The organism is Klebsiella pneumoniae complex sp. WS1778, assembly GCF_049472055.1.
Taxonomy (GTDB): Bacteria; Pseudomonadota; Gammaproteobacteria; order Enterobacterales; family Enterobacteriaceae; genus Klebsiella; species Klebsiella quasipneumoniae.
The window spans coordinates 1,388,176-1,401,514 of the sequence record NZ_JBKGTJ010000001.1 but is presented as its reverse complement, the minus strand read 5'-3'; the positions used below and the strand labels follow the sequence as shown (position 1 = coordinate 1,401,514).

Annotated in this window: 12 protein-coding genes; 5 read left to right on the top strand and 7 right to left on the bottom strand. The window is 59.2% G+C overall.

Features of this window, described 5'->3' with window-relative positions; all coding sequences use genetic code 11:
• Positions 1–3 precede the first annotated feature (3 nt).
• Both ACLEXF_RS07140 and manX read right to left on the bottom strand, forming a co-directional pair.
• Positions 4–804, bottom strand: coding sequence for a PTS mannose/fructose/sorbose transporter subunit IIC (locus tag ACLEXF_RS07140; protein ID WP_004203359.1), 801 nt, complete (start codon positions 802–804; stop codon positions 4–6).
• A gap of 56 nt (positions 805–860) precedes the next feature.
• The gene (gene manX / locus ACLEXF_RS07135; RefSeq protein ID WP_004203357.1) at positions 861–1,832 is read right to left on the bottom strand and encodes a PTS mannose transporter subunit IIAB; all 972 of its coding nucleotides are present in this window, start codon (positions 1,830–1,832) and stop codon (positions 861–863) included.
• A 446-nt stretch (positions 1,833–2,278) separates the two neighbouring features.
• On the opposite strand from manX, the gene yoaE reads away from it, so the two are divergent.
• Complete coding sequence (gene yoaE, locus ACLEXF_RS07130) at positions 2,279–3,841, top strand: CNNM family cation transport protein YoaE (protein WP_004203354.1); 1,563 nt, start codon at positions 2,279–2,281, stop codon at positions 3,839–3,841.
• 36 nt (positions 3,842–3,877) lie between these two features.
• On the opposite strand, the gene ACLEXF_RS07125 is transcribed toward yoaE, so the two are convergent.
• The 4 genes from ACLEXF_RS07125 to pabB form a co-directional block, all read right to left on the bottom strand.
• Positions 3,878–5,434, bottom strand: a complete 1,557-nt coding sequence (locus ACLEXF_RS07125; protein WP_043520546.1) for an EAL domain-containing protein — start codon at positions 5,432–5,434, stop codon at positions 3,878–3,880.
• Between the two features lie 189 nt (positions 5,435–5,623).
• Positions 5,624–6,988 carry an L-serine ammonia-lyase gene (gene sdaA, locus ACLEXF_RS07120; protein ID WP_004203344.1) on the bottom strand — a complete coding sequence of 455 codons (1,365 nt, stop codon included), beginning with the start codon at positions 6,986–6,988 and terminating at the stop codon, positions 5,624–5,626.
• Positions 6,989–7,150: 162 nt separating this feature from the next.
• The gene (locus tag ACLEXF_RS07115; RefSeq protein WP_004203342.1) at positions 7,151–7,729 is read right to left on the bottom strand and encodes a CoA pyrophosphatase; all 579 of its coding nucleotides are present in this window, start codon (positions 7,727–7,729) and stop codon (positions 7,151–7,153) included.
• A 3-nt stretch (positions 7,730–7,732) separates the two neighbouring features.
• Positions 7,733–9,088, bottom strand: coding sequence for an aminodeoxychorismate synthase component 1 (gene pabB / locus ACLEXF_RS07110; RefSeq protein ID WP_062914104.1), 1,356 nt, complete (start codon positions 9,086–9,088; stop codon positions 7,733–7,735).
• A gap of 88 nt (positions 9,089–9,176) precedes the next feature.
• Between pabB and ACLEXF_RS07105 the strand changes: the two genes are divergently transcribed.
• Positions 9,177–9,362, top strand: a complete 186-nt coding sequence (locus tag ACLEXF_RS07105; RefSeq protein WP_004203339.1) for a YoaH family protein — start codon at positions 9,177–9,179, stop codon at positions 9,360–9,362.
• Here ACLEXF_RS07105 and ACLEXF_RS07100 read toward each other — a convergent pair whose 3' ends face one another.
• Positions 9,363–9,707 (bottom strand): RidA family protein, encoded by a 345-nt coding sequence (locus ACLEXF_RS07100; protein WP_002910910.1) that lies wholly within the window; start codon positions 9,705–9,707, stop codon positions 9,363–9,365.
• Between the two features lie 131 nt (positions 9,708–9,838).
• Here ACLEXF_RS07100 and ACLEXF_RS07095 point away from each other — a divergent pair, with 131 nt between their 5' ends.
• The 3 genes from ACLEXF_RS07095 to ACLEXF_RS07085 all read left to right on the top strand — a co-directional run bounded on the left by ACLEXF_RS07095 (position 9,839) and on the right by ACLEXF_RS07085 (position 13,210).
• Positions 9,839–11,749, top strand: coding sequence for an ATP-dependent DNA helicase (locus ACLEXF_RS07095; protein ID WP_004175456.1), 1,911 nt, complete (start codon positions 9,839–9,841; stop codon positions 11,747–11,749).
• A gap of 145 nt (positions 11,750–11,894) precedes the next feature.
• On the top strand, positions 11,895–12,590 hold the full coding sequence (gene tsaB / locus ACLEXF_RS07090) for a tRNA (adenosine(37)-N6)-threonylcarbamoyltransferase complex dimerization subunit type 1 TsaB (protein ID WP_017900203.1): 696 nt from the start codon (positions 11,895–11,897) through the stop codon (positions 12,588–12,590).
• 38 nt (positions 12,591–12,628) lie between these two features.
• Positions 12,629–13,210: a Slp family lipoprotein gene (locus tag ACLEXF_RS07085; protein WP_004203333.1), complete on the top strand. Its 582-nt coding sequence runs from the start codon at positions 12,629–12,631 to the stop codon at positions 13,208–13,210.
• The last annotated feature ends 129 nt before the right edge of the window (positions 13,211–13,339 follow it).

Below are 13,339 nucleotides of genomic sequence, written 5' to 3'. Positions count from 1 at the left end.
CTGTTAGTCCAGTTCGTTATCGAGATCGTTGTTACCAGCCGCCTGAGCCGGGGCACCGGCGACGCGGTTATATTTCGGGCTCAGCTGGATGTAGAGGATTGCCATGACCGCGCCAATCACGCCCAGGGCCACCAGGTTGAAGTTGGTGAAGGCGGCGGTGACGAAGCCGAGGTAGAAGAACGGCATCAGGTAGCCCGCGCGCATCATATTGATGACCATCGCGTAACCAACCACCACGATCATGCCGCCGGCAATGTTCAGGCCGCTGGTGACCACTTCAGGGATTGCGTTCAGCAGGCCCTGGACTTCGCTGGTACCGACGGAAATGGCCACGATGACGGCCGGGATAGCGATACGCATCGCCTGCAGGAACAGGGACGAGACGTGCAGCCACGACAGGGCGGTCAGGTTGCCATTCTCCGCCGCTTTATCCGCCGCGTGCTGGAAGGCTACGGTGATAGTACGCACGATGATGGTCAGCACCTGGCCTGCAGCCGCCAGCGGGATAGCCAGCGCGATGCCGGCGCCGATGCTCTGATGGCCGGCAATAACCAGAACGGTGGAAATAATGGACGCCAGCGCGGCATCAGGGGCAACCGCCGCACCGATGTTCATCCAGCCCAGGGCGATCATTTCCAGCGTACCGCCGATAATAATACCGGTTTTCATATCGCCGAGAACGGCGCCGATCAGCGTACAGGCGACCAGAGGACGGTGGAACTGAAATTCATCAAGCACCGACTCCATACCCGCAATACACGCGACGATGAACACCAGCACAATCTGAAGAAGGGTAATCTCCATTGTACTTCTCCTGTTGATTAAGTCTTAAAGTGAAAACTGGGGCGCGATCGTCCGGGTTATTTATCGACCTTGGCGATCAGATCCATCATTTTCAGTTTCGGGTCGGTGGACACTTTACGTGCCTCCAGCTCGATACCGCGTGCGTTCAGCTTGTTAAACGCCTCAATATCTTTGGCATCGACCGAAATCGCGTTGTTAACCTGGGTTTTGCCCTGGCGGAACGCCATACCGCCGATGTTGACGCTGGTGATTTTCACGCCGCCCTCGACGACGCGCTCAACGTCGGTCGGGTTAGTAAACAGCAGCATGACGCGCTGTCCGGCGTACATCGGGTTGTTGTAGACGCGGATCATTTTGGCGACGTCCACCACGTGGGCGGTGACGCCTGGCGGCGCAACCTGGGTCAACAGGGTTTTGCGCACGGTATCTGCGGCGACTTCGTCGCTGACGACGATGATGCGGGTGACGTTGGTCTCTTTGGTCCAACGGGTGGCGACCTGACCATGGATCAGGCGATCGTCGATACGCGCGAGGCCAATCACCATGTAGTCATTCGGACCCATCGGTTTGGCCGGTGCTGCGGCTTTAGGCGCCGCGGCTGGAGCGGGCGCAGGGGCCGCTTTTTCCACCGGTTTGGCCTTCAGCGCTTTCACGCCTTCGCTGCCGGTCTCTACCGCTAAGGCGACCAGCTCATCAAAGGAAGGATCGTCATCGCGGGCCATGAAGGTTTCCACCAGCATCGGGATGTTGACGCCGGCGATAACTTCGTAGTGCTCTTTATCGACGACAATGCGGCTCGCAGCGTTGAACGGGCTGCCTCCCCATGTATCGACGAGAAACAGCACGCCTTTACTGGTATCCAGTTTTGCCAACTGGGCATTGTATTTCTCGATCAGCGTTTCGGCGTTTTCACCCGGAACGAAATCGATCCAGCCAACGTTTTCCTGCTCGCCCAACAGCATCTCTGCTGTTTTCAGCAGCTGTTCTGCAGCCCAACCATGTGTGCCTATTACAATAGCAATCGTCACTTGCTACCTCCTTTATTATCGTGAATGCATCATCTGCTTTGATACATCCTGAATCACTCTTGAGGACAAAATCGATTCAGTTAGGGTGTAAGATAGAAAATAGTTACTACCGCGAATTATTTTAGACAGTGAAAAAATAATTAATGTGATGAAGATCCGTTAATCAGGCATCGCCTGCTAATAATTTTGCAGCGCAAAAAATAGCCTTAGTTATTGCAAATTCAGGTAAATCTTTTCCAATTTCGCTCTATATTTTGCTATGTTTAACTTCCGTTTAATTACTCAGGAGTATAGGGCATAGCCCGCAGTATGGACCGTCATCGACGTCTTTTCACTTTCTGGCACCTGGTTGCCACCTCCACGCATCACGCTTATCTTTCAGCATCTATTGTCGCGTCCGTGCATGACATGGCGATGACTGACCTTGCCGCTAACCGGAGTCGCACATGGAATTGTTAATGGATCCCTCAATCTGGGCCGGCCTGTTGACGCTTATCGTTCTGGAAATTGTGCTCGGTATTGATAACCTGGTGTTTATTGCCATCCTGGCGGACAAACTGCCGCCGAAGCAGCGTGATAAAGCGCGACTGATCGGCCTGTCGCTGGCGCTGGTGATGCGCCTGGGGCTGCTGTCGGTGATCTCCTGGATGGTGACGCTGACGAAGCCGCTGATTACTATCGCCGATTTCTCCTTTTCCGGGCGTGACCTCATCATGCTGCTTGGCGGGATCTTCTTGCTGTTCAAGGCGACAACTGAGCTGCATGAACGGCTGGAAAACCGCCAGCACGATGCCGGTCACGGGAAAGGCTATGCCAGTTTCTGGGTGGTGGTACTGCAGATCGTAGTGCTGGATGCCGTCTTCTCACTGGACGCGGTGATCACCGCGGTCGGGATGGTGAACCATCTGCCGGTGATGATGGCAGCGGTCGTGATCGCGATGATCATGATGCTGCTGGCCTCCAAGCCGTTGACGCGCTTTGTCAACCAGCACCCGACGGTGGTGGTGCTCTGTCTGAGCTTCCTGTTGATGATCGGCCTGAGTCTGGTGGCGGAAGGGTTTGGCTTCCATATTCCGAAAGGGTACCTTTACGCGGCGATCGGTTTCTCGATCATCATTGAGTTCTTTAACCAGGTGGCGCGCCGCAACTTTGTACGTCACCAGTCGACGTTGCCGCTGCGCGCCCGTACCGCGGATGCGATCTTGCGTCTGATGGGCGGCCGTAATAAACAGGCCTCCGTCAACCACGACGCTGACAGCCCGGCGGCGGTGCCGGTACCGGAAGGCGCCTTTGCGGAAGAAGAGCGCTACATGATTAACGGCGTGCTGACCCTGGCTCAGCGCTCTCTGCGCAGCATCATGACGCCGCGCGGGGAAATCAGCTGGGTCGACGCCGAGCAGAGTGAAGATGAAATTCGCCGTCAGCTGCTTTCGTCGCCGCACAGTCTGTTCCCGGTCTGCCGCGGAGAACTGGATGAAATCATTGGTATCGTGCGGGCGAAGGAGATGCTGGTGGCTCTGGAGTCGGGCGAAAACGTCGCGGCGCTGGCCTCCGCCTCCCCGGCGATCGTGGTACCTGAAACGCTGGACCCGATCAATCTGCTCGGCGTCCTGCGCCGCGCCCGCGGTAGTTTCGTCATCGTGACCAATGAATTTGGCGTGGTGCAGGGATTGGTGACCCCGCTGGACGTTCTGGAAGCGATCGCCGGAGAATTCCCGGACGCCGATGAGACGCCGGAGATCGTTATCGATGGCGACGGCTGGCTTATTAAGGGGTCGACCGACCTGCATGCGTTGCAGCAGGCGCTGGGGCTGGATCCGCTGATCAATGACGATGAGGATATTGCTACGGTTGCCGGTCTGGTGATCTCCGCCAATGGCCATATCCCGCGCATTGGCGACGTGGTGTCATTGCCGCCGCTGCATTTCACCGTGGTGGAAGCGAATGACTACCGGGTCGATCTGGTTCGCGCGGTGGTCACCCGTCCGCCGAGCGACGAAGAAGAGTAATCGTCCTGCGCGCCGGTCCCCACGGGGACCGGCGCGTTATTCTGTTGCCTCTCGACTGGCCAGCCACGCCGGGAATGCCTCCACCGGCATCGGCCGGGCATAATAAAACCCCTGCAACACATCGACACCGTGGTCTCTGAGGTAGCTTTCCTGTTCCTGCGTCTCCACCCCTTCGGCAACGGTAATAATATTCAGCCGGTTGGCGAGGGCGATAATGATATCGGTCACCGTGGCATTGACGCTGTCTATCCCCACCGAGCTGGTAAACGAGCGGTCAATCTTCAGCACGTCCGGGCGCAGTGTTTCCAGCCACGACAGGGAGCTGTTGCCGGTGCCAAAGTCATCGATCGCCAGCTGGACGCCTTTCTGGTGCAGATCTTCGGCCATGTGCTGGTCGCCATCCTGCAGGACATCGCGTTCGGTCAGCTCGACCACCAGCTGCTGTACCGGGTTCATGCTGAACCAGTAATTATGCAGGTCATGCAGCAGTAAGCCGTTGGCAAAGTGGCGGGCAGCGACGTTAATCGCGATATGAAATTGGCGGTCGCGGGGAAAAGCATCCAGACGGCGGGCGGTTTCGGCAATCACGTAGCGGGTGAGGGGGATGATCAGATTGTCCCCTTCGGCGATGGGAATAAACACCTCCGGCGAAATCGCACCGCGGCGGGGGTTGTTCCAGCGCAGCAGGATCTCCACCCCGCAGCAGCGGCCGCTGCGCGCATCCTGCAGCGGCTGGCACCAGAGGGCAAACTCCCGGGCGGAAATACCGAGGCTTATCTCCCGCGAGAAGCTCATTCTGCCGGCGGTGGCCAGCCAGGCGATGCCGGTCATCAACAGGCTGAAGATCAGCGCCAGCGGCAGCTCGCCGGGCAGCTCCTCAAGCGCAATCGCCGAGGCGCCAGGGCCATTGATATTGACGATAAACGGAAACTCGGTAGAGCGCTGGCGATAAATCACCGTTCCCGGCGGGGTATGCGCTTTCTCGAGAAGCCCATGGCTGCTGCTAAAATAACGATCGCCAACCTGCAGGCTGACGTCGCTTATCAGGGATGATTTTTCGTTGAGAATTAAGGTCCCCAGCAGCTCGATATTGACAATCAGCATCACGCCGTCCACGCCTCTCTCCGAGGCTGGATACCACTGTATCAGCACCGGTGAGCCTTTGAGCAAGGAGCTGTCGTTCGAAAAGAGCAGCAGAGGACGGGGTGCAGGAAGCGCAGGCTGCAGGCGATGTAAATCCGCCTGTCGCGGCCCAAAAATACTCGAACAGTAAACGATACCTGACGTCACGAGCGCGACGGAACGAACGGTCTGCAACGAGGCCGCGATTTTACGCAGCGACAGATGGATATCCGGGCAGGGGTGACCCACCAGAGGAAGCAGAGTGGTTCGCTGCGCGCTCAGCGGACGCAGGATATTATCCAGCGCCGCCACCCGTTGGCTGGCGGCCATGCGAATATAGCCTTCATTTTCGCTACGCTGCGAAATAAATCGGATAGCTAAGGTGGCGCCCAGGGTCACCAGGGCTACCAGCAGGCAGACAATAATGCGTTTGCGACGATAGGCCGTAATGACTTTTTGTGCAGTCTGCATGTGCGACACCCTGTCGACAGGACGAGTGGTTAAGCGTGGCTTATTTAATAGAGCAATTGTAGTGGCAGAATATCGTCAGGTATAGAAAAAAGAAATGCGCCACAGAGGGCGCATCAGGAAGGCAGGGGGCTTTCAGTTCCCCTCGCTTCACGCCTGCGCACCGGGAGGGGGCAGGCGAAAGCCAACACTTTAGTCACACTGAACTTTAATCGCCAGTCCGCCGCGCGAAGTTTCGCGGTACTTGGCGTTCATGTCTTTGCCGGTTTCGTACATGGTCTCGATCACTTTATCGAGCGAGACGCGCGGTTCGCTGGTGCGGCGCATTGCCATCCGCGCGGCGTTGATCGCTTTCACGGAGGCGATGGCGTTACGTTCAATGCACGGCACCTGTACCTGGCCGGCGACCGGGTCGCAGGTCAGTCCGAGGTTATGTTCCATGCCGATCTCCGCCGCCACGCAGACCTGTTCCGGGCTGGCGCCGAGCAGTTCGGCCAGACCCGCCGCCGCCATCGAGCAGGCGACGCCTACTTCGCCCTGACAGCCGACTTCCGCGCCGGAAATGGAGGCATTCATCTTGTACAGCGCGCCGATCGCACCGCAGGCCATAAAGTAGCGGATATAGATCTCCGGGCTGACGGATTCGATAAAGTGATCGTAATAGGCGAGTACCGCCGGAACGATGCCGCAGGCGCCGTTGGTCGGCGCGGTCACCACGCGACCGCCAGCGGCGTTCTCTTCATTGACCGCCAGCGCGAACATGTTGACCCAGTCAACGACGTTCATCGGATCGCTGGAGAGCTTATCGCTGGCCACCAGCAGACGACGCAGCGCCGACGCGCGACGCGGTACGCGCAGCGGGCCAGGCAGCACGCCTTCGGTGTTCATGCCGCGGTCGATACAGGCGCGCATGGTTTGCCAGACATTAGCGAAATAGTCCTCGATCTCTTTTTTGCTGTGCAGCGCCAGCTCGTTCTGCATCACCATCCCGGAGAGCGACAAGCCGGTCTCTTTGCAGTAGGCCAGCATTTCCTGCGCCGATTTAAACGGGTAGGGCACCTGCAGTTCGTTGGCGTTCTCTTTGCCGAAGTGCTCTTCATCGACGATAAAGCCGCCGCCAATCGAGTAATAGGTCTTGCAGTAGATCTCTTTCTCGCCGGCCCAGGCATGAATGGTCATGCCGTTTTCGTGCAGCGGCAGATTGTCGCTGCGAAAACGCATGCCGTCATCCGCCGGGAAGTCGACTTCGTGCTGACCGTTGGCCAGCAGCAGACGGCCGCGTGTCTCGACGTCACGGATAAATGCCGGTATCGCGTCTATATCGACCGTATCGGGCTGATTGCCCGCCAGTCCCATGATAATGGCGATGTCCGTATGGTGGCCTTTGCCGGTTAATGACAGCGAACCGTAGACGTCAACCGCCACGCGGGTCACTGCATTAAGCAATCCTTTTTCGACCAGGTCATCGACGAACTGTTTACCGGCCTTCATCGGGCCAACAGTGTGGGAAGATGAGGGACCAATCCCCACCTTGAACATGTCGAATAGACTAATCACGATAATACTCCTGACAGGGTTACCGCGGGTGCGGTAACGATGTAATAACTGCGCATAGTGTAAGAGGGAAGCGCCCTGTCAGTTCAACTATTCACATGAATTAAACTAATGGATAACCGCGATTTTACTAATAGTGAGAGCGCCCTCTCATAATCAGTATAGCTAAGGGCGCGCGCCTATCTGCAGCGCCAGCTCGCGAATGATCCCGGCGGTCATTCCCCAGACAAAATAATGCTGGTACCAGGAGAGCCAGACGCGGTGGTCGTTGCCCCGGCGGTGGATATCGAGCGGATGGTAGCGCCCGAGGCGCAGGGCTTCGGCGAGCGGCATTTCAAATACCGCGGAGACCTCGTCCTGGCTGGCGTGATAGTGCAGATCCGGTGGAATAATGCCCACCACCGGCGTCACCTGGAAGCCGGTGACACTGTCCACCGGCGGCAGAACGCCAATCACCTCAACCTTCTCAGGCGGGATCGCCACCTCTTCCTGGGCTTCGCGCAGAGCGGCGGCGATAAGCGTCGCATCGGTATTATCTACCGCCCCACCGGGAAAGGCGACCTGGCCGGCGTGCTTGCGCAGCAACGGCGAACGCTGGGTCAACAGCAGGCCAGGCTGCGGCCGGCGTACGATCGGTACCAGCACCGCCGCCTGCCGCTGGTTTAGCGCCTGTGGCGAAGGCTGTGGACGCAGCAGCTGAAAGCGGGACAGAAAGTCATCCAGATTGAGGGCGCGGTCCGCCATGGTCTAGTTCTCCAGTTGGTGCAGGATACGATTAACTTTATCAAAAGTTTCCTGATATTCTGCGGCTTCCTCACTATCCGCCACAATCCCGCCGCCGGCGGAACAGTACAGTTGCCCCTGCCAGGCCGTTAGGGTGCGAATGGTGATGCTGGTATCCATATTGCCGCAATAGCTCAGATAGCCGATGCTCCCGCACCAGGCGTTACGTCGCTGGGGTTCCAGTTCATCAATAATCTCCATCGCCCGGACCTTCGGCGCGCCGGTGATCGACCCTCCCGGGAAGGCGGCGCGCAGCAGATCGCTGGCGTGCAGCGTCGCCGGCAGGCGGGCGGTGATGGTACTGACCAGATGATGGACCGCCGGGAAGGGCTCCACCACGAACAGCTCGGGGACCCGCACGCTGCCCGGGACGGCGACGCGGCCGATGTCGTTGCGCATCAGGTCGACAATCATTAAATTCTCGGCGCGATCTTTCGGCGAGTTCGCCAGCTTCTCCGCCTGCTGCGCATCCGCCAGCGGCGAATCGAGCCGCGGCAGGGTGCCCTTAATCGGGCGCGTCTGGATTTCCCCCTGGCGGAGCTGAATAAATCGCTCCGGCGACAGGCTTAAAATCGCCCCTTCCGCAAGGCGGATGAAGGCGCTAAAGGGGGCGCGGTTGGCGGCGTTCAACTGGCGGAAAGCCTGCCATTCATTCCCGACGTAGCGTGCCTGAAAACGCTGGGCGAGATTGACCTGATAGCAGTCACCGCTGCGCAGATAGGCCTGCACCTGACGAAATTTCTCGCCGTATTGCTGGCGGCTCATATTTGACTGCCAGGCAGAGGTCAGGGTGAAGGTTTCACCTGGCGCCGACGTTTGCGCCTCCAGCCACTGCAGACGCTGCTGCGGGTCGTCATAGCTGAGCAGCGACACCTGCTGGCGCTGATGGTCGACGATTAGCGCCCAGTCATAAATCCCCACCGCCAGATCCGGCAGCGCGATATCGGCCTGCGCCACAGTGGGAAGTCGCTCAAAACGGCGGCCCAGATCGTAACCGAACAGCCCCAGCGCGCCGCCAAGAAACGGCAGATCCTCATGGGGCTGCGGCGTGAACGGCTGACGATCCAGCTGCTGCTGGAGTAGTTGCAGCGGATCGTCCGCCGAGACAAAAGTGGTCTCGCCGTCATCGACCCAGGTCTGTTCACCGCGCGTCAGCAGCGTGGCGCGCGGGGCCGCCACCAGGATATCAAAACGGTTATGCGGATGGTCGGCAAAGCCGGAATGTAGCAGCATCGCCCAGGGCAGGGCGCTTAACGGTGTAAAATAGTATTCGGCGGCATCCGGGCGCCAGGGCAGGGTAATAATCGCGGGGGACAACATCTTTCTCGATCCTGAACGTTACCGTCCCTCTGGCGTAGGCGGGGACGGCGTGAAATAATTACGCCCCACAATGTAGCAGGAGTACAAGATGTTTGCAGGTTTACCTTCGCTGAGCCACGAGCAACAGCAAAAAGCGGTCGAACGTATCCAGGAACTGATGGCCCAGGGGATGAGCAGTGGCCAGGCGATTGCCCTGGTGGCGGAAGAGCTACGCGCGACGCATACCGGCGAACGGATCGTCGCGCGCTTTGAAGATGAAGACGAAGACGAGTAATTACACCGCGGCGATAATTTTGATTTCAACCTTATACTGCGGGTTCATCAGCGTTGCTTCCACCGTGCAGCGCACCGGGGCGTGACCGGCTACCACCCAGGCGTCCCACGCTTTATTCATCGCCGCAAAGTCGCTTTTGTCGGCGAGGAAAATGGTGGCGTCAAGAATGCGCGACTTGTCGCTGCCCTGTTTTTCCAGCACCGCGTCAATCTGCGCCAGGGTGTTGGCGGTCTGCTCGAAGGCATCGGCATCAAGATTCGCCGGCACGCCGGTGTAGTAAAGGGTCTGATTGTGGATCACTACATCTGACCAGCGGGCTTCGGCATCAATACGCGTAATTGTCATTTCTCATTCCTCTCTGAGCATTCCATTTAGCTGCGGCAAGACTGCCATAATGTTCCGCTCGCGTCACTACCCGGACTGGCGAAACGCCGCTCTCCCTGACATAATCACTGTCCAAATAACCAGGGGGCAATGTGATCGACGATTTTGCAGCAGACGGCCAGCTAGCCAAAGCCATACCGGGATTTAAACCGCGCGAGCCGCAGCGCCAGATGGCGGTGGCGGTCAGCGAAGCGATTGAGGCCTCCCGGCCGCTGGTGGTGGAAGCGGGGACCGGAACCGGTAAAACCTACGCTTACCTGGCGCCAGCGCTGCGGGCGAAAAAAAAGGTGATTATCTCCACAGGGTCGAAAGCGCTGCAGGATCAGCTCTACAGCCGCGATCTGCCCACCGTCGCCAAAGCGCTCAAATTCACCGGCAAACTGGCGCTGCTCAAAGGGCGCTCCAACTACCTGTGCCTCGAACGCCTGGAACAGCAGGCGCTGGCGGGCGGCGATCTGCCGGTGCAAACCCTCAGCGACGTGATCCTCCTGCGCTCCTGGTCGAACCAAACTCAGGATGGCGATATCAGCACCTGCGCCAGCGTGGCGGAAGATTCCCAGGCCTGGCCGCTGGTCACCAGTACCAACGATAACTGCCTCGGCAGCGACTGCCCGCTGTATAAAGATTGCTTCGTGGTGAAGGCGCGTAAAAAAGCGATGGACGCCGACGTAGTGGTCGTCAACCATCACCTGTTCCTTGCCGATATGGTGGTCAAAGAGAGCGGCTTTGCCGAACTGATCCCCGAGGCGGAGGTGATGATCTTCGACGAAGCCCATCAGCTGCCGGATATCGCCAGCCAGTACTTTGGCCAGTCGCTCTCCAGCCGCCAGCTGCTGGATCTGGCGAAAGACATCACCATTGCCTATCGCACCGAACTGAAAGACACTCAACAGCTGCAAAAATGCGCCGACCGCCTGGCGCAAAGCGCCCAGGATTTCCGCCTGCAGCTGGGGGACCCTGGCTACCGCGGCAACCTGCGCGAACTGCTGGCGGACAGCCACATTCAGCGGGCGCTGCTGCTGCTCGATGATGCGCTTGAACTGTGTTACGACGTCGCCAAACTCTCGCTGGGGCGTTCGGCGCTGCTCGATGCCGCCTTTGAGCGCGCCACCCTTTATCGCGGGCGCCTGAAGCGGCTGAAAGAGATCAATCAGCCGGGCTACAGTTACTGGTATGAGTGCACCTCGCGCCACTTTACCCTTGCGCTGACGCCGTTGACCGTGGCCGAGAAGTTTAAAGAGGTGATGGCGCAGAAGTCGGGGAGCTGGATCTTTACCTCGGCGACACTGTCGGTAAACGACGATCTGCACCATTTCACCGCCCGGCTGGGGATCGACGAGGCGCAGACACTACTGCTGCCGAGCCCCTTTGACTATCAGCATCAGGCGCTGCTCTGCGTGCCGCGTAACCTACCGCTGCCGAACCAACCCGGCGCGGCGCGCCATCTGGCGGCGATGCTCAAGCCGCTGATCGAGGCTAACGACGGTCGCTGCTTTATGCTGTGCACTTCGCACGCCATGATGCGCGATCTGGCGGAGCAGTTCCGCGCCACCATGACTTTGCCGGTGCTGCTGCAGGGCGAGACCAGTAAAGGCCAGCTTCTGCAGCAGTTCGTCAGCGCCGGCAATGCCCTGCTGGTGGCCACCAGCAGCTTCTGGGAAGGAGTCGACGTGCGCGGCGACGCGCTGTCGCTGGTGATCATTGATAAGCTGCCGTTTACCTCGCCGGACGATCCGTTGCTGAAAGCGCGGATGGAAGATTGCCGGCTGCGCGGCGGCGATCCGTTCGATGAAGTGCAGCTCCCGGACGCGGTGATCACCCTTAAGCAGGGGGTGGGCCGCCTGATCCGCGATATCGACGATCGCGGGGTGCTGGTGATCTGCGACAACCGGCTGGTGATGCGCCCCTACGGCGCGGTCTTTCTGGCCAGTCTGCCGCCGGCGCCGCGAACCCGCGATATCCGCCGGGCGGTGCGCTTTCTCGCCGTGCCGCCGGCAAGGTAATCCGCCCTGAAATGTGTTAAGCTGCGCGCCATTTTGTTAATTAGCGGTTCCCACTAGACTTCGGGCGGTGTGGCGACGGGTTGTCCGTCTGCCGGAAAACAGGCTGCCTGAAGGCCTGAACTATGTAACGAGAGCGTGACCACCCATGCGAATTTTGGCTATCGATACCGCCACAGAAGCCTGCTCCGCAGCGCTGTGGAATGATGGCACCCTTAGTGCTCATTTCGAAATTTGTCCCCGCGAACATACCCAACGTATCCTGCCGCTGGTGCAGGAGGTCCTCGCCGAGAGCGGCACCACCCTGACCGAGCTGGACGCGCTGGCCTTTGGCCGCGGTCCTGGCAGCTTTACCGGCGTACGCATTGGCATCGGTATCGCTCAGGGGCTGGCGCTGGGCGCGGAGCTGCCGATGATCGGTGTTTCCACGCTGGCCACCATGGCGCAGGGCGCGTGGCGCAAAACCGGCGCCACCCGCGTGCTGGCGGCGATTGACGCCCGGATGGGGGAAGTCTACTGGGCCGAGTATCAGCGCGACGAGCAGGGCGTCTGGCACGGCGAAGAGACGGAAGCGGTGCTCAAACCGGACGCGGTGGCCGAACGGCTGGCACAGCTTTCCGGCGAATGGGCCACCGTCGGCACCGGTTGGCAGGCGTGGCCGGATCTGGCGAAAGAGAGCGGACTGACCTTAAGCAGCGGCGAAATTGAACTGCCGGCGGCAGAGGATATGCTGCCGTTAGCCTGTTATCTGCTGGCGGCAGGGAAAACCGTGGCCGTGGAGAAAGCGGAGCCGGTTTATTTGCGTAACGAGGTGGCGTGGAAGAAACTTCCGGGCCGCGAGTGAATCTCAGTAACAAGAAGACTGAGAAAAGGAGTCGCATCATGGCGGGTCAAAAACAGGGCGTTCGCTTGCTGCTGGCCGCGGCGGTTGCCGTTGCGCTGAGCGGCTGCGTATCGGTGCCGGATGCCATCAAAGGCACCAGCCCCACGCCGCAGCAGGATTTAGTGCGGGTGATGAATGCCCCGCAGCTGTACGTCGGTCAGGAAGCGCGCTTTGGCGGCAAGGTGGTCAACGTGCAGAACCAGCAGGGGAAAACCCGCTTAGAAATCGCTACCGTGCCGCTGGACAGCGGTGCGCGACCGGAACTTGGCGAACCCTCGCGCGGGCGGATCTATGCCGATGTTAATGGCTTCCTCGATCCGGTGGACTTCCGCGGTCAGCTGGTGACCGTGGTCGGGCCGATTGCCGGAGTGGTCGAAGGCAAAGTAGGCAGCACGCCCTACAAATTTATGCTGATGAACGCCACCGGCTACAAACGCTGGAACGTGGTGCAGCAGGTGGTGATGCCCCCGCAGCCGATCGACCCGTGGATGCTGGGTCCGCGCCCCTGGGGTTACGGCTATGGCGGATGGGGGTGGTACAACCCCGGCCCAGCTGAGGTCAGAAACGTTGTAACCGAATGATTTTGTTGTTTTTGTTAGTTCAAAGAAACAGCGGCCGGTCCGCTGTTTCTTTGTTTTCAGTCGAATAAGAAAAAAAATAGTGACGCGCTTCGCAACCTGCTCATTGCCTAATTAATAAACTGGTACGCT

Bases quoted from the DNA above. Each gene is read 5' to 3' on its own strand.
- ACLEXF_RS07140 (WP_004203359.1), bottom strand. From the start codon at position 804: ATGGAGATTACCCTTCTTCAGATTGTGCTGGTGTTCATCGTCGCGTGT.
- yoaE (WP_004203354.1), top strand. From the start codon at position 2,279: ATGGAATTGTTAATGGATCCCTCAATCTGGGCCGGCCTGTTGACGCTT.
- ACLEXF_RS07125 (WP_043520546.1), bottom strand. From the start codon at position 5,434: ATGCAGACTGCACAAAAAGTCATTACGGCCTATCGTCGCAAACGCATT.
- ACLEXF_RS07115 (WP_004203342.1), bottom strand. From the start codon at position 7,729: ATGGCGGACCGCGCCCTCAATCTGGATGACTTTCTGTCCCGCTTTCAG.
- pabB (WP_062914104.1), bottom strand. From the start codon at position 9,088: ATGTTGTCCCCCGCGATTATTACCCTGCCCTGGCGCCCGGATGCCGCC.
- ACLEXF_RS07105 (WP_004203339.1), top strand. From the start codon at position 9,177: ATGTTTGCAGGTTTACCTTCGCTGAGCCACGAGCAACAGCAAAAAGCG.
- ACLEXF_RS07100 (WP_002910910.1), bottom strand. From the start codon at position 9,707: ATGACAATTACGCGTATTGATGCCGAAGCCCGCTGGTCAGATGTAGTG.
- tsaB (WP_017900203.1), top strand. From the start codon at position 11,895: ATGCGAATTTTGGCTATCGATACCGCCACAGAAGCCTGCTCCGCAGCG.
- ACLEXF_RS07085 (WP_004203333.1), top strand. From the start codon at position 12,629: ATGGCGGGTCAAAAACAGGGCGTTCGCTTGCTGCTGGCCGCGGCGGTT.